Genomic DNA, 22,783 nt, shown 5'->3' with positions numbered 1-22,783 from the left:
ATAGTTAATTCACCAAGTTTTCGGCAATGTAATGGGCTACACCATCTTTTGTGTTAGAAAGGGTGATAAAATTGGTGATTTCTTTTACCTCTTCTCTTGCATTGGCAACTGCAACACCGAGGCCCACATTTGCTAGCATTTCAATATCGTTGTAATTATCGCCAAAGGCTATAACATCTTCTAATGTTTCGTTTTCTTGAAGAAGCAATTGAATTGCAGAAAGTTTTGACACCGCTTTTGGAGCGATCTCAATTAAAGTGTCATTAGAACGGTACAGGTTGAGCACATCACCTAATTGATCTTTAAGAATAGGCATCAATGAATCTGCACTGTCTTTGGTACACATGAGCATAATTTTATGTGCGCCAATATTTCGTTCTTCCCAATCATTTAAAGTATTAATTGTATCTTGGAACGTAGGTGTTGATTTCGTGTATTTTATTTCTTTTTCTACACGGAATGTCGTCTTAGGTACATACCATTCATTGTGGTAATACAAGCCTAGGTCAGCTTCTAATCCGTTACATAAAATATAGATATTTTTTAAAATGGAAACAGGAATAAATACTGAAGCAAGTGCTGTTTTGCCAGATAAGACCAATGCACCGTTGTAACATATAATGGGCTGATCAATTATGCCTAAGTCCGCTTGTATATAATGCATTCCACTTGGCATTCTTGCCGATACAAGTATTATTTTTGTTTCATCTTTTATTTTACCAATTTGTTCAATTGCATATTCTGAAACATCACTTTTGGAGGATAATAATGTACCGTCTAAATCTGAACAGAGAATTTTATACTTCATTTTAAATATTTAACCAGTAGGTAAGTTTTAAGTTTATAGAACGGTATTTTGGTTCAAACGAATTAACAAAATAGTTGTCATTATACACTATAAATAGGTCTGATAAAGGAGCAAAACGCCATTGAAGTCTAGAATTGAAACCTAAATTATCTCTTTGATTACTATACTGCACTAGTGTTGACCAAAAAATAGACTTACTAAAGGTAACGTCTATTTTTGGACTAATTAGCCAAATATCTGTACTTGAATAGGGATCAGGTAGCGATATTTTATCATAGTTCATGGCCAATGACAAAAATACTTTTGGTTGAAATCTTAAAAACATTTCTGCCCCTACAGAGAATCTATCACCGTTGAAAAAGCTTCCCATAGTAGGAGATATAGAATAGGCGAACCTTTTTCTACTATCAGATTGATATTCTAAAGAAACATAATTGTAATGATAACCTACCTCATTGGGTAAGGGTATGGCATCATCTATATCGGTTGGGTCAAATTCATCAAAAAGGTAGGTGTAGGTATGTGTATAGGACACATTGATTTCTGATTGGTCGTTAAATTTCGACTCCCAAGCACCCATTAAATCATAATCCGTATGAAGGAAGTCATTTTCAGGGCTCCAAGTTAAAACAGGGAAAAATTGAAAACTATGGCTTTGTAAGGCACTATCTTCTGGCCAGAAAACACGCTCAATCATTGTTGCCGATTTAAAAATATCCGTTCTACGAATAAAGCCAAGGTCTGACCTAAAATCTTCACCAATGTAAACCATGTCTTCAAAAAAGTTCCAGTTTCTGGAGTTATACTGCATAAATGCACCTGAAGAAAGATTTGCTTTGCCAGCGTTATGAGCAAAAGATTTATGCAGATAGAATTTACCGTTCCAGATATTATTATCTGAAATTAAATTATAATCTATACCTGCAACCCTATTATAACGGTCTTCAGGATCTTGAAATTCATAATCCTCAAATGATTGTCTATTGATAAAGAAAATACCAATATTGGATCGCCCAAAAACATTTTGCTGCAGGGCGAACATGGTATTGTTATTAGATGCAATTTGTTCATCTAAATCTTCAGCCGTCTGTAAATTTAGAAAGCCCAATCTTAGACCTTTGTTCAACTTTCCACTTAAACGAACGCCACCTATAATTTTATTTTCAATAGCATTGTCAGCTGTGTCTTTAGCGATACCTATACGCCTAGAGAAAAACGGATTAGCATCTCTGCCCCCACCAAAACTGCCAAATAAATCGCTGTTATCTATGAAAAACTGTCTCTTTTCGGGCAGTGAAACTTCAAAACGTGTTAGGTTGGTTACCTGATCATCAACTTCTACTTGAGAGAAATCTGGATTTACGGTAACATCCAAATTCATGCTGTTGCCAATAGCTATTTTAGCATCGCCACCTATATTAATTTTAGTTTCAGATTCATTCAATTCAAAGTCTTTTTGCGAACCAAAATTTACATAAGGGATAACGGTAAGCGGAGTACGATATTTGCCCAACGGTTTCTCAAAAACCATATCGCCCATAAATGTGAGTCCGTATATATTTTGATTTTGAGGGATATTCGTCCACGTACTGTTCTCGTTAGATTGGGTATCAAAACGGTAACTATTAAATCGCCATTTGGTTTCACCTTCTTTAAATTTAAAAGCGGTTAATGGTATAGTCATTTCAGCCGTGTAGTAGCCGTTATAAATTTTAGAATCTCCGCGCCATTTTACATCCCATGAAATGGTAAATCCGTTAAGGTTCAATCCACCGCCGGAAACTAGTCCTTCACGACGAACTCCATACGGATTGATGCCAAATAGAAAAGCATTATTGCCGTCGTTAAATGTGTCAAAAAGTAAAGTAATATTATCACTGTTTCCTGCCCTAAAGTCTCGTTTTAAGGACTGAATGGAATAATCTGAACCAGCAGTATATACGGTAATACCAATATATAGGTTAGATTCATCATATAGCATTTTAATCTCTGTCTGCTTTTTAGATTGAACAGTATCTAGGGGGAAGTATTGCCAAAATTCATCAGCCTGATCTGCAGTTGCCCATACAGGTTCATCAAGAATTCCGTCAGGAGTAATCTTAGCGTTAGTTTCGTTTACAACGAAAGATTTATCTGAAATTTGCCCATGTAAAGAGTAGCAAAAAAGTATAAGTACAAGTGTACTTAAGTATTTGGTCATTTTGGTAAATGTTTGGTGGTCAGCCAAATTTAGGTGTTTGTTTTGTTAAATAAAATGCCAAATCGAAATAAACAGGCAAATTATATAACTAAATACCAAATCAAATTAAGATTCAATTATCCATTGAACTTTTTGCTTTTCTTTTTATTGGGATTTTTAAAAAGTCTTTTGAAGAATCCGTCACGTTTTACAGGGTCACAATTCAGTGCTTCTTGAACGGTAGATGACGGTCTTGGAAATTTCGATTTGGTGTAACTGTCAAACTCGGTGTCCTTGTTCAATTCTTGCATCCATAGCCCAAATAGGGGTAGAGCGGCATTTGCACCTTGCCCGATACTCGTATTACTGAATCCGATTTCATGTTGATCAAGACCAACCCAAGTAATGTGAACCAACTTAGGGGTCAAGGCAACAAACCAAGCATCTTTATTATTTTGGGTAGTACCTGTTTTACCGGCAATGTCATTATTGAGTCCGTATGTATTTCTGAGTCTAGCTGCCGTTCCAGAATTGACAGTAGATTTCATCATTTCAATCATTATCTGACTAGTTTCTTTAGAAAAAGCGGCTTTTTCGTTCAATTTGGGCTTAAATTCAGCTAAAACGGAGTCTTTATGATTAGAAATGCTTTTGATTAAATTTGGTTGTATATACTTGCCATTATTTACATAACTGGTATACGCTTGTGCCAAATCGATGATTTTGATTTCACCAGTGCCAAGGGCAATAGAAGCTTCTTTGGGTAATTTGTCTTCAATCCCCATATTTTTAGCCATTTGCAATACATTGCCAATACCTGCCTTTCCCAAAACTTTTACAGCAATGGTGTTGATGGAATTGCTAAGACCTTCTTCCATTGAATAGTTGAGGTACGCTTCATCTTTATCGCCAGAATTAGAAGGCGACCAGCCCTTTAAATTATCATATTCTATTTCTTCTGCAGAGAAATAGGTGCAAGGAGAAATGCCTTGATCTATAGCAGTTGTGTAAACAATAGGTTTAAAAGTAGAACCTACCTGACGTTTACTTTGAGAAATATGATCGTATTTGTATCGTTCAAAATTAATACCACCCACCCAAACTAAAATATCTCCGTTTGCAGGGTCTACAGCCAGAGAACCGGTATTTAAGAATTTGGTATAATGTTGAATACTATCCATGGTACTTGCCATTATTTCTTCATCTGCTTGCCAAGATTTGAAAGTCCTTTTTTGTTTGTTCTTAGATAAACTATCAATAATTTTTTGATGTGATAATCCTGATTTTTGTAACCTTTTATATGTAGGTGTTCGCTTGGCTATTTTTTCCAATAACTTTTTATCTTTTAACCAAGGTGCGTTAGAACCGTAACTTTTTTCAAAACTATGCTGTAATATGGTCATATGTTGTACCATGGCTTCTTCAGCCAATTTTTGCATTTTGTAATTTAGAGTGGTGTAAATTTTTAATCCTGATGTGTAAATGTTATAATCCGTATCAGCTTCGTTTTGTTCTGTGATCCAGTTGAGCATTTCCTTGCGGACCTCTTCTCTAAAATAAGGTGCAATACCGGCATTGTAATCAAACTCCCTATAATTAAGATCAAGACCCTCTTGAGAGAATTTCGTTACCTGCTCTTCAGAGATAAAATCGTTATTATACATAGCACGTAGTACCAGATTACGCCTACCAAGACTTTTCTCTGGGAAAATCCTAGGGTTATACCCATAAGTAGCCTTTAACATACCAACTAAAGTAGCAGCTTGAGCAGTGGTAATATCCTTGGTTCTGGAATTGAAAAATTTTAGCGCGGCACTTTCTATGCCAAAAGTATTATCGCCAAAGGAAACCGTATTTAAATAGTTAGTTAGGATTTCATCTTTAGTAAAGATCTTTTCCAGCCTTTTGGCAATGATCATCTCCTTTACCTTGTTGACAACAATATTCGTTTTATTTCTTTCTTTTCTAGGATATAAATTTTTTGCCAATTGTTGGGTGAGGGTACTGCCACCGCCAGAAGAATTATCGCCTAAAAGCACCGTTTTGAAACCTACTCTAACCAAACTTCTGATGTCCACACCAGAGTGCTCATAAAAACGCTCATCTTCAATGGCAACTAATGCATGTATCAAATGTTCTGGAAAATCTTGGAAGGTAATAGGTTGTCTATCGTACAAATAATATTTACCTATTAATACGCTATCTGCTGTAAATACTTCAGATGCCATTTGATATTGAAAGTTAGAAAGTTCTTTTTTGGAAGGGATTTTCCCCCACAAACCAATATTAACACTAACAATGAATAGAATGAACAGGGCAAAAAGACCCAGAATACCTAAACCGATTATTTTGCGGATACTTAATTTTCGTTTAGATGATTTTCTCGTCTTCTTCTTCATGCCTGCAAGTTGAGACATAAATTTAATCTTACCAAGTTTTAACAATGCCTTAAAATTTGATGTACTATTTTTGGGCAAAATTTTAGTGATGAAAAATTATATTATTTTACTTTTTTTGGTATCTAATTTCACTTTTGCAAATGATATGTATTGGTCAAAAACCGGACATAGGGTTGTTGGTGAAGTTGCTGAGCAACATTTAAGTAAAAAGGCAAAACGAGCCATAGAAAGTTTGTTGGAAGGGGAGAGTTTGGCTGCTGTTGCCAATTTTGGTGATGAAATAAAATCTGATCGAACATACCGTAAATTCAGTGCATGGCATTATGTAAATATTCCGTTTGGAAAAACCTACGAAGAAATAGAGAAGAATGAATATGGGGACTTGGTACAAGGGGTTAATACATGTTTAGAAATTATAAAAGACGAAAACAGCAGTAAAGAGGATAAAGCCTTCTATCTAAAATTTTTGGTTCATCTAATTGGAGATCTACACCAACCTATGCATGTGGGCAGAGCAGAGGATAAAGGAGGTAACGATATACAACTACAATGGTTTGGTAGTGGTACCAATTTACATAGGGTTTGGGATTCTAATATGATCAACGAAAACGGAATGAGTTTTACGGAACTGGCTACGGAATACCCAGAAATGTCTAAGGAGCAAATTAAATTTCTACAAAGCGGAAGTTTGCTTGACTGGGTAGAAGAATCTCACCAATTGGCAGAGAAAGTTTATGCCTCTGTAGAGCCAGGTGAAAAACTAAGCTACCGTTATAGTTATGATTGGTGGCATACCGTAGAAGATCAATTACAAAAAGGCGGAGTTCGCCTTGCCGCAGTATTGAACGAGGCATTTAAATAATTATCGTTTAGATATTTTATTTCCTGTAATGTGGCGTTGTCTAGAACATCTAAATCGGTCCATTTCATCTGATCTTAATTTAGCATGCTTTGTTGCGCGACCTTGAACACGTTTGCGCCACATTCTAAAACTACTTGGTTTCATTTCGCGACGCATAACTTCAATAGTTTCTTGTTCGCTAATACCAAATTGAAAAGTAATGGCCTCAAACGGCGTACGGTCTTCCCATGCCATCTCAATAATACGGTCTAATTCTCTTTCTGTAAATTCTTTGTTCATAGCGTTATAAAGGTACTACATGATATTATAAAGTAGAAACTTGTTCTTATTTTATTGTAGCTCAAAATAAGTAAACGATAGGATAAAAAAACAAATCCGGATAGTATATGAAAACACCATCCGGAAGCTTTAATTTTTTAGAACTATATATATGGTATAACTTTTACACCAAAACATTCTTTAGTTCATTCCTGTACTCTGACGGATTTTGACCTGTAAATGCTTTAAAAGATTTATTGAAGTGAGAAAAGTTGTTGAATCCGCATTCAAAACAAACTTCGGTAATGCTCATCGGTTTTTCTGCCAAAAGCTTGGAGGCATGTACTAAGCGATACTCATTTACAAATTGTACAAATGTTTTATTTGTGATTTTTTTAAAGTACCTACAGAAAGATGGTATGGTCATACTTACCATAGAAGATATCTCCTCTAGCGTCAATTCTTCTCTAAAGTTATTTTTAACGTGATTGAATACAATGTTAATACGGTCATTATCCTTAACGTCTGTGGTAAATGAAAAACCTTCCGCATTCAATAACCGCATATCATCTGAATTACCGAGTTCGTTTAATATATTAAGGATGGATAATAGTCTTTGAAAATCGGTTTGATATTCCAAAACCTCCATTTTATCTCCTATTTTCAGTTTCGTCTTGCCAGAAAAAGCAATTCCGCCACTAGCACTGCTGAATAAGCTAGCTATTTTCTTCATTTCTGGAAGCTTGAAAAAATCTGGTCCTAAGAAATCTAACTTCATTTGTACAACAGTTTCGCTCGTATTGCCGGTAAGGGCATCTGTAAATCCGCAATGAGGTAGATTGCTACCTATTAATATAAGGTCACCATTGGTATAATAAGATACGTGACTACCAATTTGCCTTTTACCAGAACCACCGTTTACATAAACCAATTCAAGTTCTGGGTGATAGTGCCATAGGTTGTTTTTGTTTAATCTATTTTCATCAAACTTCTGATAAGTGAATGATTTACCGAAATCTGGTTTTATGGCTTCAAATGTAGGTTTTTGTTTTACCATGATATTTTGGGTTTATACTATAAAATTAAACCTTCTATTATGTATGTTCTTTGCAAAATTAACTAAAATATGTGGAATCTTAACCAAAGGGTAATAATGGATATGTAAGGTGGTTAAAATAGCACATAAATTGGGAAATTATGATGTAGTGAGAGCTTTATAACGGCTGTATGTTTGTAGTGTAAATTATCATTAACCCTTAAATAATTTATATTATGAAAAACCTAGTAAAATTCACAACAGTTGTTGCCTTTATGTTCGCTACAGTAGCAGGCATGGCAAGAGAGCCGAAATTAAACCTATTATCTGCAGGTAAAGCCAAGAGTGTGGTTTTAACTATGAATGCATCTACAAATGGTGTTCAGGTTAAGTTAATGGATTCTGATTTAAATGTTATTTATTCAGAAAAAATGGCCGAGGGTCAGTTTAGCAAGAAATTAAATCTAAAAGATTTGGTAGATGGAGTATACTTCTTATCTGCTGATGATCAAATGACAGCATATTTATATACAATCGTTTTAGAAAACGATAATGTGAAAATCGTAGAATCTGATGAAGAAATCAAGCCTTTCTTTAGAAAGACTGATAATATGATCTTCATGAACTATTTAAACTTAGATAGAGCAGATATGTCTATCAAGATTTACGATACAGAAAGTAGAACAGTATTTACACAAGAAGTAGCAGATGAGTTGATTGTTGAAAAAGCATTCAATTTTACAGATGCTTTCCCTGGTACTTACACGGTTACCGTTAAGTCTGCAGGTAAAACATATACTGAAGAGTTTGTTGTTAATTAAGTTGATTTAAGTTGATTTAAGAAGGGGACGGGAGCGTCCCCTTTTTTTTGCTATAAATTTAAGTACATAAAAGCCCAATACATTAAAGCAAATTGTATTGGCAATCTCAGTAAAAGTGCCCACTTTGGTAATCCTGCACTTGCCTTTTCGCTAGACAACATATAAAAGTGTACCAATAAGAATACGGCAAGCATAGCAATAATGCCATAAATTGAAAAGTTTTTAGTCTCTTTAAAAAATAGACCAATACCCAAAACAATCTCTGCTACACCGCTTAGCAGAACCAAAGCTTTGTGAGCAGGTAAGTAGCGTGGCATAATTCTAAGATATATCTTAGGTTTTATAAAATGCATAAAACCCGCAAAAATATAGATTGCGCCCATTAGATATAAGTGCCACGGATAAGTCATACGTATTTTAAAGTTTAATATTTTAAGCTTTGGTGTTTGCGGAAATCCAATTCATAATTTTTTCTTCAAGTAAGGCTAACGGTACGCAACCTACTTCTAAAACTTTCTCATGAAATACTTTAATGTCAAAATCTTTACCAAGATTAGCTTCAGCTTTAGCACGAAGTTCCATGATTTTTAGCTGACCTATTTTATAGGATAGTGCCTGACCAGGATTTGCCATATATCGTTCTATTTCAGAAGTAATACTAGCCTCTGATTCTGCTTCGTTATCTAAAGAATATTTAATTGCCATTTCTCTAGACCATCCTTTAGAATGTAAACCTGTATCTACAACCAAACGAACTGCACGGTGCATTTCTGCACCTAACATTCCAAAATATTGGTATGGGTCAGTGTACAAACCTAGCTCTTTACCTAAAGATTCGGTATATAAGGCCCAACCTTCACCGTAGGCGCTATACCAAAGTGTCTTTCTGAATTCAGGTAAGTTTTCATTTTCTTGAGTAAGTGAAATTTGAAAATGGTGACCCGGTATAGCCTCGTGCAAGAATAAATCTTCATCTGAATACGTGTTGTAAGAGGTAACGTCTGGTATAGGAACATAAAATATTCCAGGTCTGGTACCATCTAAAGAACCAGGGTTGTATTCTGCACTAGCGGAAGCTTCTCTAAAAGCCTCTGTACGTCTTACCTCAAAAGGAGTTTTAGGTTGTTTGCTAAATAAAGCATTTACCTTAGGCATCATTCTTTTGTGGATGTCATTGAAATTATCGATAACCTCTTGTGGGTCTTTAAAGGGCATCAGTTCCTTTTTGTTACGAACTTCATTAAAGAACGCTTTTAGGTCACCATTAAAACCAACTTGCTTTTTAACAGCTTCCATTTCAGCGCTAATTCTAGCTACTTCTTTTAATCCAATTTCATGGATTTCTGAAGCAGTCATATTAGTTGTAGTGTACAATTTTATTTGATGTGCATAAAATTCATCGCCATTTGGTATTCGTTGTATACCACTAGTTTCTCTACCTGCATTTAAATATTCGGTAGCCATAAAATCATGAAGTTCTTTGTATGCAGGAATTATTTTATTGGTAATCACAGCTGTATAAACTTCGGTTAATCGTTGTTTATCTGAGTCGGAAAAATCTGCAGGGAAGTTTTTGATCGGACTGTAGAACAAGTTGTCTACAAGTTCAGTATTAGCAACACTTGCAAGTTGCGGTAATACTTTTTTGATAAGCGATTTAGGTAATACGTTTTTAAATTTGATACCTTCTTGCATTTTAGATTTGGCAGAATGTAACCAAACCTCGTAGTCTTCTAAACGCTTGCTCCAGTTTACATAGTCTTCTGTTGTTTTAAATGGTTGTGCACTTGAGCCACCAGCTAATTGCCCTATCATTAAATTCATGGACCACATTTGGTCTATTGGAGTGTACTGCTCAAAAGCCAGTCCCTCTAAATTTACTTCACATTCCCATTTTAATATAGATTTGGACATTAGCTCACTTTCAGAAAGTTGCGCATTGTCAAATTTTTCCGCTTTTTCTAAATAGTTTTGGTAATAGTTGACTAATTCTTTCTTATAGCTATCAGAAAGAAAATTTGGTAAAGTATCATTGTATCTATTATCACCTTGAAAAGTAGCGTTTAACGGATTCAATTTTAATCCGTCATCATAATAGTGAGCCAATAGGGTCATGAAGCCAATATTATGTACGGTGGGGTTGGTAGAAACTTCGCCGTTCGTTCTTAGTTGCGCTTGTGTATGTAGCCCAATAGTTAGGGCAAGTAGTATAACTAATTTTTTCATTGAATTGAATATTAAAATATTATAGGTATTTCTTGAACCTGTCCTTTTTGTATTGCGGTACAGACTCGTTGGTCATGAACAGTTCCAGCAAATCTTTAGATTTTTCTTTTGCGAACATCAATTCATAAAATTGTTGAGAGGTAAATGTATTTCTAGATTGTTCCACTAATATCATTTCATCACCGGCAGCTACAAGACCTTCTTCTAGTATTTTTACATAGGTACCTGGATGATTATGGGTAATAAATTCTTTAAGTATTTTTTGCGTGCCAAAACGGATGCCTAGTTTATAACAAGGTTCACGTGGCTGAGAAACTTGTACGAGCGCTTTACCGAGTTTATAAATATCGCCGACGCGAATTTTAGATTCATCTAGACCTTCTACGGTTAAGTTTTCACCGAACATGCCCCAATCCCATTCTAAATCTGGGTAAAGATTTTTCCAATAACCATAATAGTCGGCAGAGAAAAGATAGCATGCTTTGTTGGTGCCACCATGGTGAACACGGTCTATTATAGTGTCATCTTTAACGTCATTTTTAGTTAGAAATAAACTTTTAGAAGTTGGGTATTTGAAGATACCGGTTTGCTCTGTGGCGCCGTTCCATTCAAAAGTTACTGCATCTCCTATGTTCGTTGAAATCACCTTCATGTGGTGAAGATAAAAAAAGCACTAGTATTTATAATCAAAGGTTTACCTAAAGTTGACCAAACTGTTATTAAATTGGTTGAAAACAGCTTGTGTAAATGATTAACTATAGATTTTTATGCTTCATATTTGCTAATTTCTAAATTTAGAAATTAGACTATTTGTAAAGATTAGTTGTCACAGTGTCTTTTAATATGATAGTATTTTGAGCGTTTTGAGATGAGCTATTTTCTGGGAAGTACCAAAAGGGGATGGTAATCAGCGTATCTCTTTCAAAAACTCCTTTTTCCTTCTCGTCCGGACCGATTATTCTAAGAAAGTGTTTTCCTCTTGGTAATTTTTCTAGGTCTAATATGGTTTCAAAACCAAACTGTTCTTGTTTATTTTTAGTCAAATTAAAATTATAAACTTGTTTTTTTGAGTCTATTTGAAGTTCGAAAATAGAATCGAATACTTTTAAATATTCAGATTGAATTCCAAGATGGTCTACTGGTGTGACTTGAAAACTAACTAAACCTGAAGCTGACTGCATATTAGATAAATGAAACCCAAACCCCCTTTCATCTTCTTCGGGTAAAAGAGTAGAATCATTTTTAAAAACAGCATCTTCCATATAATTAGTGTAGCTTATAAATATTGGTAAATAAGATTTTTCTATGATTTTAGAAGGTATTGAGGCAAAATTTACCATATCGGTATCTTCTAATAATTGGTCTTCATAATTTTCTTTACCTGTAAATTGTTGCGAAGTACTCTGTTCATGGTCAAGATAGTTGGATCTTAACGTGCCAAATCCAGAAGAAAAAAATGAAACAATAAAATAAACGGGTACTATTAATATACCGATCCAACGCGCTTTTTTCTGATCTAAGAAATTATATACTAAGGGTCTATATAAAAAAGAAAGGGTAATGTAGCTAAAAACCCTATAAATTGGATAGTATATTATTGATGTCCATTTGTACTTTTTTAAAATACCAGCTCCTAGAAAATCAATCAGTAATAATAGGATACTGAAAACGTAAATAAAAATGAAACTCCCATTTGTATATTCATAAAACGTTTCAGAAATAGATTTGATTATTTCAAGATAACTTATAGTCACGGCCATAACACCTATGACCATAAAAAATGAAATTAAATAGAAAATCATTAAGAAAGCTAGCGCAAATAAGGTGCTGCAAATATTCTCAAGTCTAGAAATATAATGATCAAACGAACCTACCTTTTCTTTTAAAAAATCTGAGAATTTTTTAGAGTAGTTTAAATTTCGATAATCAATATCTCCAGATACATATCGTAATCCAATTGCGCCAATCCATAAACCTCTAATAACTACATGAGTTAATAATACTATTATTAAAATAAGTATGCTAGTTAATAAAGTACTCAATAGAAAATTGTTAAGAATGTACTCTTTTTGTATAGATTTAAAGTATTCTAACTCTATACTACCATAACTTGTAATCAACCCATAAATAGCAAACCCAGAAATAATGAGTTCTAGTTGCCAACTTTCTTGCTGCAGGTTATCCAGTAGTTTTTTAAATTTTTTACTACGGTAGTCGTTTTTCATTTGGTCAGTGGTTTCTCAACTGAAAGATAACAACATTTAACAAAAAAGCCACTACAAAAAATGTAGTGGCTTTTCTTAAGATTATAGGAAATGGAAATTACTTTACCATCTCGTAGCTACGCTTAATGAAATCTGTTAAAGCTTTACCTTTAAGTAAACCTTTAGATAACTTCGCTAAGTCTAGTGACTGATTGATCAATCGCTCTTTTTTCTTCGCTGTCTTTGTATTTAAAAACTCGCTAACCAATGGGTGATTCGTATTAACGATTAGGTTGTACATGTCTGGCATAGAACCCATACCAAACATACCACCGCCACCGCCAGTCTGTTGCATTTCTTTCATACGACGCATAAACTCAGGCTCTGTAATAGTGAACGGAGAAGAATCGCTATCCATAGCTTCTAATTGAACTGTAAAGCTTTTATCAGTAATAGCTTCTTCCAATTCTTTCTTCAAGGTTTCTTTTTCTTCTTCAGATAATTTAGAGATTTGAGTTTCTTCCTTTTGAATCAATTTGTCAATATGATCGGCATCTACACGAGCAAAAGAAATATTCTCTTTAGAGCTTTCTAGCTTCTGCATTAAGTGACCGATGATTGGCGAATCTAATAACAACACTTCGTAACCTTTTGCCTTTGCAGTTTCAATATAACTGTGTTGTGCTTCTTTGTCAGATGCGTAAAGAATAACTGTTTTTCCGTCTTTATCTGTCTGTGTATCTTTTATTTTCTCTTGTAACTCTTCAAACGTAAAGTAAGAACCATCTACCGTTGGGTAAAGTGCAAACTTATCTGCTTTGTCAAAGAACTTATCTTCAGAAAGCATTCCGTATTCAATAACGATTTTAATATCGTTCCATTTTGCTTCAAACTCGGCACGATCATTTTTGAACAGCGAGTTCATTTTATCAGCCACCTTTCTAGTGATGTAAGAAGATATTTTCTTCACTGCACCATCAGCCTGTAAATACGAACGAGATACGTTTAGCGGAATATCTGGAGAATCAATAACACCGCGTAACATGGTCAAGAATTCAGGAACGATACCTTCAACGTTATCAGTAACGAATACCTGGTTTTGGTATAGTTGAATTCTATCTTTCTGCTGATTTAAATCGTTAGAGAGTTTTGGGAAATATAAAATACCCGTAAGGTTAAAAGGATAATCTACATTTAAATGAATATGAAACAAAGGCTCCTCAAATTGCATTGGGTAGAGCTCTCTGTAAAAACTTTTATAGTCTTCCGGCTTTAAATCTGCAGGTTGCTTTGTCCATGCTGGGTTAGGGTTGTTAATGATATTGTCAACCTCTTGCGTTGGCGCAGGATCTTCTTCTTTTGCACCTTCAGGTTTTGGTAAAGTTTCAGTCTTCATTCCAAATTTGATCGGAATAGGCATGAACTTATTATACTTTGTTAAAAGCTCGTTTATTTTACCATCTTCTAAAAACTCGGTAGAATCATCTGCGATATGAAGAATGATTTCCGTACCACGCGTTTCTTTTTCAGCTGGTTCCATGATAAATTCTGGAGAACCGTCACATGACCAATGAACCGCTGGCTCATCTTTAAAACTCTTAGTGATAATCTCAACTTTATGGGCAACCATAAATGCAGAATAGAATCCAAGTCCAAAATGACCAATAATTCCTGAATCTTTAGCAGAGTCCTCATACTTGTTCAAGAACTCTTCAGCACCAGAGAAAGCTACCTCGTTAATATATTTCTTTACTTCTTCTTCTGTCATACCAAGACCTTGGTCAATGATATGTAGTTTTTTGCCTTCTTTGTCTGCTTTAACCTCTATAATAGGGTTGCCATATTCAACCTTTGCCTCGCCAATTGTGGTCAAGTGCTTCATTTTTAAGGTTGCATCTGTTGCATTTGAAATTAATTCTCTTAGAAAAATTTCGTGATCACTGTACAAGAACTTCTTGATCAGTGGAAAAATGTTGTCTACGGACACATTAATTTTACCTGTTGCCATTTTTTATATTTTTTATGCCACAGTCAGTGCGGCCATTGTTAATAATGATTGTTCGTTGCTATTGGTCAAAAAAAATACCATAATAGCTTATTGTGACAAACTGACAGTTTACTGCCTATAAAAGTTTAACATATATTTTTGTTTATGAAATATTAAAAAACGTTAAACATAATGTATATTTGTATTGTGGTTATGAAAAAGTGCTATGAAAAAGAATTTTAAGCATAATCACATGTTGATTATTTATTGGTTAGGTTGTTTTGAAAACGTGCTATTTAAAATAGCACGTTTTTGCTAAATAAAAGCTAATGTGTCATGAAAACTTCTAACTATGAAATCTGCATTGTACCTTATTTAAAAAAAAATTGATATGCCTGCAAAAGCCAAAAAAGTAACAAAAGAGATGATTATAACAATGTTTATGGACTACGTTTTAGAAAACGAGAAGTTGCCCAAAACAGTCTACAAATTTTGTAAAGTAAATGCTATTGAAGAATCAGCTTTTTATCTTCATTTTGGATCAATAGATGCCATCAAGAAAAGTATTTGGAATACTTTTTACACAAACACAGTTAGTGTAATAGAGAAAAATAAAGAGTATCAGGATTTTACCAATAGAGAAAAGATGCTTACGTTTTTCTATACCTTTTTTGAAGTACTGACATTGAATAGAAGCTATATTTTATTTATAATGGATAGTGCTTCTGGTCCGTTCAAAAATATGGAGCAATTAAAAGGACTAAGAAAAAATATTAAGGAATTTTCTAAAGGCTTGATTGCAGATGGCAATGCAGACAAGAATTTAAAAATTACGAAACACAACCCGCAATTATTTTCAGAAGGGGCATGGTTACAGACCATGTTTTTAATGAATTTTTGGAAATCGGATGATTCTGCCGCATTTGAAAAAACAGATATAGCTATTGAAAAATCTGTAAACACCATTTTCGATGTGTTCGATAATACGCCATTAGAGAATATTCTTGACTTCGGGAAATTTCTTTATAAGGAAACCTTTGCCTAATCTAAATCATACGATTTGAAAACACTTGATAAAATACCTACCGGAAAAATAGAGCGTGCAAGTAAGCTGGTGAAAACCGGAGCTAAGATTGGTGGTAATTATGCCAAGTATTTGGGTAAGAAAATCATAAATCCGGACACGACTAAAGACGAGTTGAACGAAGATAATGCCGCAGATATATATGACGGCTTAAAATCATTGAAGGGTAGTGCGCTTAAGGTTGCCCAGATGTTGAGTATGGAGAAAAATTTACTGCCTAATGCTTATGTAGAGAAGTTTTCACTTTCACAATTTTCAGTTCCCCCTTTATCTGCACCTTTGGTTAGAAAGACTTTTAAGAAGTATTTAGATAAGTATCCAGAAGAAGTTTTTGATACATTCGATAAAGATTCAATAAATGCCGCTAGTATAGGTCAGGTGCATAAAGCAACCAAAGACGGTAAAAATTTAGCGGTAAAAATTCAGTATCCAGGTGTAGCACAAAGTATAAGCAGCGATTTGGCGATTGTAAAGCCTATTGCTATCCGTATGTTCAATCTTCAAGGCAAAGATTCAGATAAATATTTTAGGGAAGTTGAAAATAAACTGGTTGAAGAGACAGATTATATTTTAGAAGTAGCACAAAGTAAAGAGATTACCGAAGCCTGTTCGGTAATACCGAATATCAATTTTCCAAAATATTATACAGAACTATCTAGTTCACGTATAATTACAATGGATTGGATGTCCGGTAAACATTTGAGTGAATTTACAAAAACTGATTTTTCTCAGGCAACAGGAGATAAGTTAGGTCAGGCATTGTGGGATTTCTATATGTTTCAAATTCACGGATTAAGAAAAGTACATGCAGATCCGCACCCAGGTAATTTTATGGTGAATGATAATGAAGAGCTTATTGCAATTGATTTTGGTTGCATTAAGGAAGTGCCAGATTCTTTTTATGTACCGTATTTTGAACTGGCAAGACCAGAGGTGATATCAAATGATGAAAAGTTTACAGAAAAGTTATACGAGCTTGAAATATTGATGCCTAATGATACTCCAGAAGAAATATTATTTTTTAAATCGATATTTCATCAATTGCTAAGTTTATTTACATCACCATTTCACAATGAAGATTTTGATTTTGGCGATGAGGTTTTTTGGAGTGAAATAGCGGCGTTAGGTGAACAATTCTCTTCTGATAAGCAAATTAGAAAAATGAATGGAAATAGAGGTTCAAAGCACTTTTTGTATATGAACCGTACCTTCTTTGGTCTTTACAATCTTCTTCATGATTTAAAATCAAATATTAAAGTAAACGACTACCAGAAATATTTGAGTTTGTAATTTCACGCTCCTTTGTAATAATAGATGATTGTTATATTTTCAAAAAAATTTCTTAATAGTTGTTTATATTGCAACACTAATTCAACCTGAGCTTTATCAGGATTAAAAAATTACTATGTATAATTCAAAAATAATTGGCTTAGGTCATTATGTACCTGAAAACGTAGTGACAAACGATGATTTGTCAAAAGTGATGGATACTAATGATGCTTGGATCCAAGAACGTACCGGTATAAAAGAGAGAAGGCATGTGGTAAAAGGTGATGGAGATACCACTACTACCATGGGTGTTAAGGCAGCTAAAATTGCCATTGAAAGAGCCGGTATTGATAAAGACGATATTGATTTTATCGTTTTTGCTACTTTGAGTCCCGATTATTATTTCCCTGGTCCTGGTGTATTGGTTCAAAGAGATTTAGGAATTAAAACCGTAGGTGCATTAGACGTTAGAAATCAATGTTCTGGTTTTGTGTATGCTGTTTCTATTGCAGATCAGTATATAAAAACGGGTATGTATAAAAATGTACTTGTTATTGGTTCTGAATTACATTCTCATGGTTTGGATATGACCACAAGAGGTAGGGGAGTTTCTGTAATATTTGGTGATGGTGCCGGTGCGGCAGTATTAACTAGAGAGGAAGATACTACCAAAGGTATATTGTCAACACATCTACATTCAGAAGGTCAGCATGCAGAAGAGCTTTCTCTAATAGCACCTGGTATGGGTAATAGATGGGTAACGGATATCATGGAGGACAATGATCCAAATGATGAATCTTATTTTCCTCATATGAATGGTCAATTTGTATTTAAAAATGCAGTTGTTCGTTTCAGTGAGGTTATTGTAGAAGGTTTGGAGAAAAATAAATTGAATTCGACGGATATAGATTTATTGGTTCCGCATCAAGCTAACTTGAGAATATCTCAATTTATTCAAAAGAAATTTCAGTTAAGTGATGACCAGGTTTTCAATAATATTATGAAATATGGTAACACAACAGCTGCATCTATTCCTATTGCACTTACAGAAGCGTGGCAAGAAGGTAAGGTAAAAAGTGGGGACTTAGTAGTTTTAGCTGCATTTGGTAGCGGTTTTACCTGGGGCAGTGTAATTATTAGATGGTAAACATAAAGCACCCATAGTTTTGGCTATGGGTGCTATATAGTTTTACTTAATAAGAAAAAACCAACCAATCTTCTTTATTTAACATCCCTATATAAAGTAATAGACGTAATTATGTTCTAAATGTTACTTCTTCATTCGTTTTATCGAAAAAATGAAGTGCAGTTATTATGGTAAATTTTTGGTCAAGTGTCAAAAAGAAGAAACCCGGACATTCCAAAATGAATTGGAAGCCGGGCTTCAAATGCTGATAGGCTATACTAAACACTAACCATTAACTATAAACATATAGCGTTACCAACAATATTTTAAACTCGTAAGAGTATCTAACTTTACTAATAGACGAAATATTGTCTTATTAGTTACATATTAGTGCTCTTTTAACATTTTTTTATCATGAAAAAGACCCTTGTGTTCGGAGCCTCCTTAAAACCAAATCGATATAGCAATATTGCAATACATCGACTAGTAGATTCGGGGGTAGAAACCTTGGCTTATGGATTAAGAGAAGGTGAGGTTTCTGGTGTCAATATCAGTAATACTTTAGACAAAATTAGTGATATTCATACAATAACCCTATATATAAATCCAAAAAGACAAGAAGAATATTATCAATATATTATTTCTTTGGCTCCCAAAAGGGTGATTTTTAATCCGGGAACCGAAAATCCTGAATTTTATAAGTTACTGAAAAATAATAATATAGAGGTAGATGTGGCATGTACTTTAGTATTGTTGGGTACACGTCAGTATTAAGCAATATCGTTAATTTTGGCAGATGTATTTTTTTTACGAATGAGCCATAATCCTACAAAGGTTAGCAGACCATTCAACGGTAAAAGTTCATATCCGAAGACATAGCCACCAAAATAGTCACTAGGTAGCTTTGCTAAAATGAGAATTATGGAGACGCAAACCAGAGCCACGATCCATACATATTTGTCTTTTACTTGATGTTTGGTGAAAATTCCGAAAGAGAATAATCCTAGTAACGGTCCGTAGGTGTATGAGGCTACCGTTAATAATCCGTCAATTACATTTTTGTCCAATATATATTTAAAAGATATAACCACTAGAACTAACAGAATGCTCATGCCTACATGTGTTATTCTACGGGTCTTTTTTGCTATTTGTTCAGATTTTTTCTCTGTTCCAAGAAAATCTATACAAAATGATGTGGTTAGAGAGGTAAGTGCACTGTCTGCGCTACTGTAAGCAGCTGCAATTAAACCTAGCATGAACGTTACGGCAACCGTTATGCCTAAACCACTATTTAGTGCTATCTCCGGAAATAAAAGATCTGACTTTGGAGAGCCGTCCATAAGTGGTATGGCAATATTATTCGCATCGGCATATATAAAGAGCAAAGCCCCCAACAACATAAATATAAAAGTAACAAAAACTAAAACGATACTAAAGCTGACCATATTTTTTTGAGCCTCACCTAAGTTTCTACATGTTAGGTTTTTTTGCATCATATCTTGATCAAGTCCCGTCATACATATGGTAATGAACATTCCGCCTAAAAACGATTTTACCAAATGGTTTTTAGAAGAAAGATCGTCAGTAAAAAAGGTTTTGCTATACTGACCTAATTCAGGAGAGTTTAGAAACTCCATAAAAGTCCAATCCATTTTTTCAAGTATAAAATAAATGGATAACCCCACTGATATCAACATAAACAAAGTTTGCAAGGTATCTGTCCAAACAATCGTTTTAATTCCGCCTTTAAAAGTATAGATCCAAATTAGTAATATGGATAGAATAACAGTAATTTCAAAAGGAACGTTCCAAGCATCGAACACGAATTGTTGTAGAACAATAGCTACCAGAAATAAACGAAAAGCAGCACCAAGAACCCTAGAGATAAAAAATGAAATAGCGCCCACTTTATAACTTACAAAGCCAAATCTATCATCTAAATACTGATAAATAGAGGTTACATTCTGCTTATAATAAACAGGAAGCAGTACAAACGCCGTAACCATGTAACCTAAAAAGTACCCAAAAACAACTTGCATATAGCTGAATTCAGAAGCTTTTACCCACCCTGGTACAGAAATAAAGGTAACACCAGATAAAGAGGCGCCCACCATACCAAATGCTACCAAATACCATGGTGACTGTTTACCTGCCTTAAAAAAATCTTCGTTAGAATCGTTTTTGCCGGTGAAATATGAAATAATCAACAGCAAAACAAAGTAGCCAGAAATTAAAAGTAAAATATGAGAGGCGTTCATGGTTTAAAATTTGCGGCAAATTACAAAAAGTTAAAGGAGCTTGTGAGATAACTTAAAATCTTGGAGCTTAATTTGAGAATACTTTAATTAAGAACTGATAAAGTTGGTTTACATTTTATTACCGATTTAATTTTGATACCTTTTCGAATATCAAATTCTAAATAAAAATAATTATGAATAAGGGGCATCTTTTGAAAAATAAAACATTTTTAGGTTTACTGATTTTCGGTTTGCTATTAAGTAATGTGTTAAGTGGTCAAGAGAGTGTAGTTGCGGATAAGAAAATTGATAAGGCAGTAGGTAAGCTTCTGAAAGATAAAAAAATAAAAAATGCTTTTGAGGTTATAGATGCTATAGAGAATGAAACAGAACGTGATTTAATTACGTTAACAGAAATTCCTGCTCCACCTTTTATGGAAGCTGAGAGGGCAGAAGCATTTAAGGAAATGTTTGTGGAAGCAGGTTTAGATGAAGTTTCAATTGATGATGTAGGTAATGTGATAGCAGTAAGAAAAGGAACAATTGGCAGTAAAATAGTTGTTTTAGATGCTCATTTAGATACCGTATTCCCAGAAGGGACAAATGTAAAAGTGGTTAAAAAAGGAGATACTTTGGTTGCACCAGGCGTTGGAGATGATACCAGAGGGTTGGCAATGTTACTAGCTATTTTTAAAGCTATGAAGAAAGCTGATGTAAGTACTGAGGCAGATGTTTGGTTTGTTGGTTCTGTAGGTGAAGAAGGATTAGGAGATTTACGTGGGGTAAAGCATTTGTTTAGAGATGGGGCTACAAAAATAGATTCATGGATATCTATAGATGGTGGTACGGTAGGCAGAGTCAATAATGCCGGTTTAGGTTCTGTAAGGTATAAGGCGCTGTTTAAAGGAAAAGGAGGGCATTCATGGGGTGCATTCGGATTGGCAAATCCGCATCACGCACTTGGTTTTGCTATTAAGGAGTTTACTGAAAATGCTAAAGCATTTACTGATGAAGGAGCTAAAACAAGTTTTAATATTGGTAGAATAGGAGGAGGTACTTCGGTTAATTCTATTCCTTTTGAATCTTGGATGGAAGTTGATATGCGATCTGTTGATAGTGGTCGTTTAAAAGAAGTAGAAGCTATTTTTAAAGAATCTATGGAAACTGCTTTAAAGGCATATAATAATACAGGTGTTGATGATGAAATATCTTTAGAGCTTATAAAAATTGGCGATAGACCATCGGGCGAGCTTTCATTAGACACTCCTTTAGTGCAACGTGCTATTAGTGCTACCAACTTATTTGGATATAAACCAAGTCTTACTAGGGGTTCTACAAATAGTAATATTCCTATTTCTATGGGTGTACCGGCAATTACCATTGGCAGAGGTGGTATTGGCGGTGGTGCACATTCACTTCATGAATGGTGGCTTAATGAAAATGGTGCAGAAGCTATAAAATTGGCAATGTTGCTTACTGTTATTGAAGCTGGTTATGTAAAATAGCGGTTGTAGGTAAGATTTTTTCGGTAATTTTTAAATGTTAAATAATTTTATGAAAACCGTAAGAGTTGATTTTCAAGTTTAGTTGTAAATTTATCCCGACAAAAACTTATGGATTTCTCATCTAAATTATTGGAAAACGCAGTATATGAAGTTTCGCAATTACCAGGTATTGGTAAGCGAACAGCATTACGTTTGGTATTGCATTTATTAAAACAGCCAGAGCAGCGTACAGAAAATCTTTCTGCGTCCTTAGTAGATTTAAGAGGTAAAATTCAATTTTGTGAAAATTGCCATAATATTTCAGATACGACCATGTGCGAAATATGTGCCAACCCTAAAAGAGATGGCGCATTGGTTTGTGTGGTTGAAGATATTAGAGATGTCATGGCAATTGAAAATACAGGTCAATTTAGGGGTAAGTACCATGTTCTTGGTGGTAAAATATCCCCTATGGAAGGCATTGGTCCACAAAATTTGAAAATAGGAACTTTGGTGGATAAAGTGAGAAAAGGCGTAATAAAGGAGTTGATTTTTGCGTTGAGTTCTACCATGGAGGGCGATACCACCAATTTTTATATTTTTAGGCAGATAGAAGGATTGGATGTAAAAACGTCTACCATAGCAAGAGGAATAGCGGTTGGCGATGAATTGGAGTATGCAGATGAGGTCACTTTGGGTCGTAGTATCTTAAATAGGGTGCCATTTGAAGGGTCGTTAAGACAAGATTAGCACTTGATTTTCGTTTAAATATCAATAAAAAGGTATTTATTTTATTATTTTTG

General features: G+C 34.4%; 19 protein-coding genes. 8 read left to right on the top strand and 11 right to left on the bottom strand.

What is annotated here, in order from left to right:
• Positions 1 to 4: 4 nt before the first annotated feature.
• The 3 genes from P177_RS14605 to P177_RS14595 form a co-directional block, all read right to left on the bottom strand.
• On the bottom strand, positions 5 to 808 hold the full coding sequence (locus P177_RS14605; protein WP_036155909.1) for a Cof-type HAD-IIB family hydrolase: 804 nt from the start codon (positions 806 to 808) through the stop codon (positions 5 to 7).
• A 1-nt stretch (position 809) separates the two neighbouring features.
• A complete protein-coding gene (locus P177_RS14600; protein ID WP_036155907.1) occupies positions 810 to 3,008 on the bottom strand; it encodes a DUF5916 domain-containing protein in 2,199 nt (732 codons plus the stop codon).
• A 116-nt stretch (positions 3,009 to 3,124) separates the two neighbouring features.
• Entirely contained in the window at positions 3,125 to 5,386 is a 2,262-nt protein-coding gene (locus tag P177_RS14595; protein ID WP_036158546.1) for a transglycosylase domain-containing protein, read from the bottom strand.
• 88 nt (positions 5,387 to 5,474) lie between these two features.
• On the opposite strand from P177_RS14595, the gene P177_RS14590 reads away from it, so the two are divergent.
• Complete coding sequence (locus P177_RS14590) at positions 5,475 to 6,248, top strand: S1/P1 nuclease (RefSeq protein WP_036155905.1); 774 nt, start codon at positions 5,475 to 5,477, stop codon at positions 6,246 to 6,248.
• Here P177_RS14590 and P177_RS14585 read toward each other — a convergent pair whose 3' ends face one another.
• Together P177_RS14585 and P177_RS14580 are read right to left on the bottom strand one after the other, a co-directional pair.
• On the bottom strand, positions 6,249 to 6,527 hold the full coding sequence (locus P177_RS14585; RefSeq protein ID WP_036155903.1) for a TIGR03643 family protein: 279 nt from the start codon (positions 6,525 to 6,527) through the stop codon (positions 6,249 to 6,251).
• A gap of 163 nt (positions 6,528 to 6,690) precedes the next feature.
• The gene (locus P177_RS14580) at positions 6,691 to 7,563 is read right to left on the bottom strand and encodes an AraC family transcriptional regulator (protein ID WP_036155901.1); all 873 of its coding nucleotides are present in this window, start codon (positions 7,561 to 7,563) and stop codon (positions 6,691 to 6,693) included.
• A 215-nt stretch (positions 7,564 to 7,778) separates the two neighbouring features.
• Between P177_RS14580 and P177_RS14575 the strand changes: the two genes are divergently transcribed.
• Positions 7,779 to 8,363 carry a hypothetical protein gene (locus tag P177_RS14575; protein WP_036155899.1) on the top strand — a complete coding sequence of 195 codons (585 nt, stop codon included), beginning with the start codon at positions 7,779 to 7,781 and terminating at the stop codon, positions 8,361 to 8,363.
• A gap of 50 nt (positions 8,364 to 8,413) precedes the next feature.
• Here the strand turns inward: P177_RS14575 and P177_RS14570 are convergent, their stop codons facing one another.
• The 5 genes from P177_RS14570 to htpG all read right to left on the bottom strand — a co-directional run bounded on the left by P177_RS14570 (position 8,414) and on the right by htpG (position 14,801).
• Positions 8,414 to 8,773, bottom strand: a complete 360-nt coding sequence (locus P177_RS14570; RefSeq protein WP_036155897.1) for a DoxX family protein — start codon at positions 8,771 to 8,773, stop codon at positions 8,414 to 8,416.
• 22 nt (positions 8,774 to 8,795) lie between these two features.
• The gene (locus P177_RS14565; protein ID WP_036155894.1) at positions 8,796 to 10,589 is read right to left on the bottom strand and encodes a DUF885 domain-containing protein; all 1,794 of its coding nucleotides are present in this window, start codon (positions 10,587 to 10,589) and stop codon (positions 8,796 to 8,798) included.
• A 19-nt stretch (positions 10,590 to 10,608) separates the two neighbouring features.
• The gene (locus P177_RS14560) at positions 10,609 to 11,241 is read right to left on the bottom strand and encodes an MOSC domain-containing protein (protein ID WP_036155892.1); all 633 of its coding nucleotides are present in this window, start codon (positions 11,239 to 11,241) and stop codon (positions 10,609 to 10,611) included.
• A gap of 154 nt (positions 11,242 to 11,395) precedes the next feature.
• Positions 11,396 to 12,814: a hypothetical protein gene (locus tag P177_RS14555; protein ID WP_036155890.1), complete on the bottom strand. Its 1,419-nt coding sequence runs from the start codon at positions 12,812 to 12,814 to the stop codon at positions 11,396 to 11,398.
• Positions 12,815 to 12,911: 97 nt separating this feature from the next.
• The gene (htpG, locus tag P177_RS14550; RefSeq protein ID WP_036155888.1) at positions 12,912 to 14,801 is read right to left on the bottom strand and encodes a molecular chaperone HtpG; all 1,890 of its coding nucleotides are present in this window, start codon (positions 14,799 to 14,801) and stop codon (positions 12,912 to 12,914) included.
• A 370-nt stretch (positions 14,802 to 15,171) separates the two neighbouring features.
• Between htpG and P177_RS14545 the strand changes: the two genes are divergently transcribed.
• From P177_RS14545 to P177_RS14530, 4 genes are all read left to right on the top strand, one after another.
• The gene (locus tag P177_RS14545) at positions 15,172 to 15,825 is read left to right on the top strand and encodes a TetR family transcriptional regulator C-terminal domain-containing protein (RefSeq protein ID WP_036155886.1); all 654 of its coding nucleotides are present in this window, start codon (positions 15,172 to 15,174) and stop codon (positions 15,823 to 15,825) included.
• Positions 15,826 to 15,840: 15 nt separating this feature from the next.
• Positions 15,841 to 17,154 (top strand): ABC1 kinase family protein, encoded by a 1,314-nt coding sequence (locus P177_RS14540; RefSeq protein ID WP_036155884.1) that lies wholly within the window; start codon positions 15,841 to 15,843, stop codon positions 17,152 to 17,154.
• 115 nt (positions 17,155 to 17,269) lie between these two features.
• Entirely contained in the window at positions 17,270 to 18,280 is a 1,011-nt protein-coding gene (locus P177_RS14535) for a 3-oxoacyl-ACP synthase III family protein (RefSeq protein ID WP_036155882.1), read from the top strand.
• Positions 18,281 to 18,673: 393 nt separating this feature from the next.
• Entirely contained in the window at positions 18,674 to 19,033 is a 360-nt protein-coding gene (locus tag P177_RS14530) for a CoA-binding protein (protein WP_036155880.1), read from the top strand.
• Here the strand turns inward: P177_RS14530 and P177_RS14525 are convergent.
• Entirely contained in the window at positions 19,030 to 20,517 is a 1,488-nt protein-coding gene (locus tag P177_RS14525) for a sodium:solute symporter (RefSeq protein WP_036155878.1), read from the bottom strand. The two genes, P177_RS14530 and P177_RS14525, sit on opposite strands and share 4 nt — an antisense overlap.
• Before the next feature lie 173 nt (positions 20,518 to 20,690).
• Here P177_RS14525 and P177_RS14520 point away from each other — a divergent pair, with 173 nt between their 5' ends.
• Both P177_RS14520 and recR read left to right on the top strand, forming a co-directional pair.
• Complete coding sequence (locus P177_RS14520) at positions 20,691 to 22,001, top strand: M20/M25/M40 family metallo-hydrolase (RefSeq protein ID WP_084684704.1); 1,311 nt, start codon at positions 20,691 to 20,693, stop codon at positions 21,999 to 22,001.
• Positions 22,002 to 22,109: 108 nt separating this feature from the next.
• A complete protein-coding gene (gene recR, locus P177_RS14515; RefSeq protein WP_036155876.1) occupies positions 22,110 to 22,730 on the top strand; it encodes a recombination mediator RecR in 621 nt (206 codons plus the stop codon).
• Positions 22,731 to 22,783 lie beyond the last annotated feature (53 nt).

The organism is Maribacter forsetii DSM 18668 (assembly GCF_000744105.1).
Lineage (GTDB): Bacteria > Bacteroidota > Bacteroidia > Flavobacteriales > Flavobacteriaceae > Maribacter > Maribacter forsetii.
Note: the sequence above shows the minus strand (reverse complement) of the source record. Positions and strands in the feature narration are given on the sequence as shown.

Excerpts from the sequence above, each read along its gene's own strand:
- P177_RS14605 (WP_036155909.1), bottom strand. The coding sequence starts at position 808 with ATGAAGTATAAAATTCTCTGTTCAGATTTAGACGGTACATTATTATCC.
- P177_RS14600 (WP_036155907.1), bottom strand. The coding sequence starts at position 3,008 with ATGACCAAATACTTAAGTACACTTGTACTTATACTTTTTTGCTACTCT.
- P177_RS14595 (WP_036158546.1), bottom strand. The coding sequence starts at position 5,386 with ATGAAGAAGAAGACGAGAAAATCATCTAAACGAAAATTAAGTATCCGC.
- P177_RS14590 (WP_036155905.1), top strand. The coding sequence starts at position 5,475 with ATGAAAAATTATATTATTTTACTTTTTTTGGTATCTAATTTCACTTTT.
- P177_RS14585 (WP_036155903.1), bottom strand. The coding sequence starts at position 6,527 with ATGAACAAAGAATTTACAGAAAGAGAATTAGACCGTATTATTGAGATG.
- P177_RS14580 (WP_036155901.1), bottom strand. The coding sequence starts at position 7,563 with ATGGTAAAACAAAAACCTACATTTGAAGCCATAAAACCAGATTTCGGT.
- P177_RS14575 (WP_036155899.1), top strand. The coding sequence starts at position 7,779 with ATGAAAAACCTAGTAAAATTCACAACAGTTGTTGCCTTTATGTTCGCT.
- P177_RS14570 (WP_036155897.1), bottom strand. The coding sequence starts at position 8,773 with ATGACTTATCCGTGGCACTTATATCTAATGGGCGCAATCTATATTTTT.
- P177_RS14565 (WP_036155894.1), bottom strand. The coding sequence starts at position 10,589 with ATGAAAAAATTAGTTATACTACTTGCCCTAACTATTGGGCTACATACA.
- P177_RS14560 (WP_036155892.1), bottom strand. The coding sequence starts at position 11,241 with ATGAAGGTGATTTCAACGAACATAGGAGATGCAGTAACTTTTGAATGG.
- P177_RS14555 (WP_036155890.1), bottom strand. The coding sequence starts at position 12,814 with ATGAAAAACGACTACCGTAGTAAAAAATTTAAAAAACTACTGGATAAC.
- htpG (WP_036155888.1), bottom strand. The coding sequence starts at position 14,801 with ATGGCAACAGGTAAAATTAATGTGTCCGTAGACAACATTTTTCCACTG.
- P177_RS14545 (WP_036155886.1), top strand. The coding sequence starts at position 15,172 with ATGCCTGCAAAAGCCAAAAAAGTAACAAAAGAGATGATTATAACAATG.
- P177_RS14535 (WP_036155882.1), top strand. The coding sequence starts at position 17,270 with ATGTATAATTCAAAAATAATTGGCTTAGGTCATTATGTACCTGAAAAC.
- P177_RS14530 (WP_036155880.1), top strand. The coding sequence starts at position 18,674 with ATGAAAAAGACCCTTGTGTTCGGAGCCTCCTTAAAACCAAATCGATAT.
- P177_RS14525 (WP_036155878.1), bottom strand. The coding sequence starts at position 20,517 with ATGAACGCCTCTCATATTTTACTTTTAATTTCTGGCTACTTTGTTTTG.
- P177_RS14520 (WP_084684704.1), top strand. The coding sequence starts at position 20,691 with ATGAATAAGGGGCATCTTTTGAAAAATAAAACATTTTTAGGTTTACTG.
- recR (WP_036155876.1), top strand. The coding sequence starts at position 22,110 with ATGGATTTCTCATCTAAATTATTGGAAAACGCAGTATATGAAGTTTCG.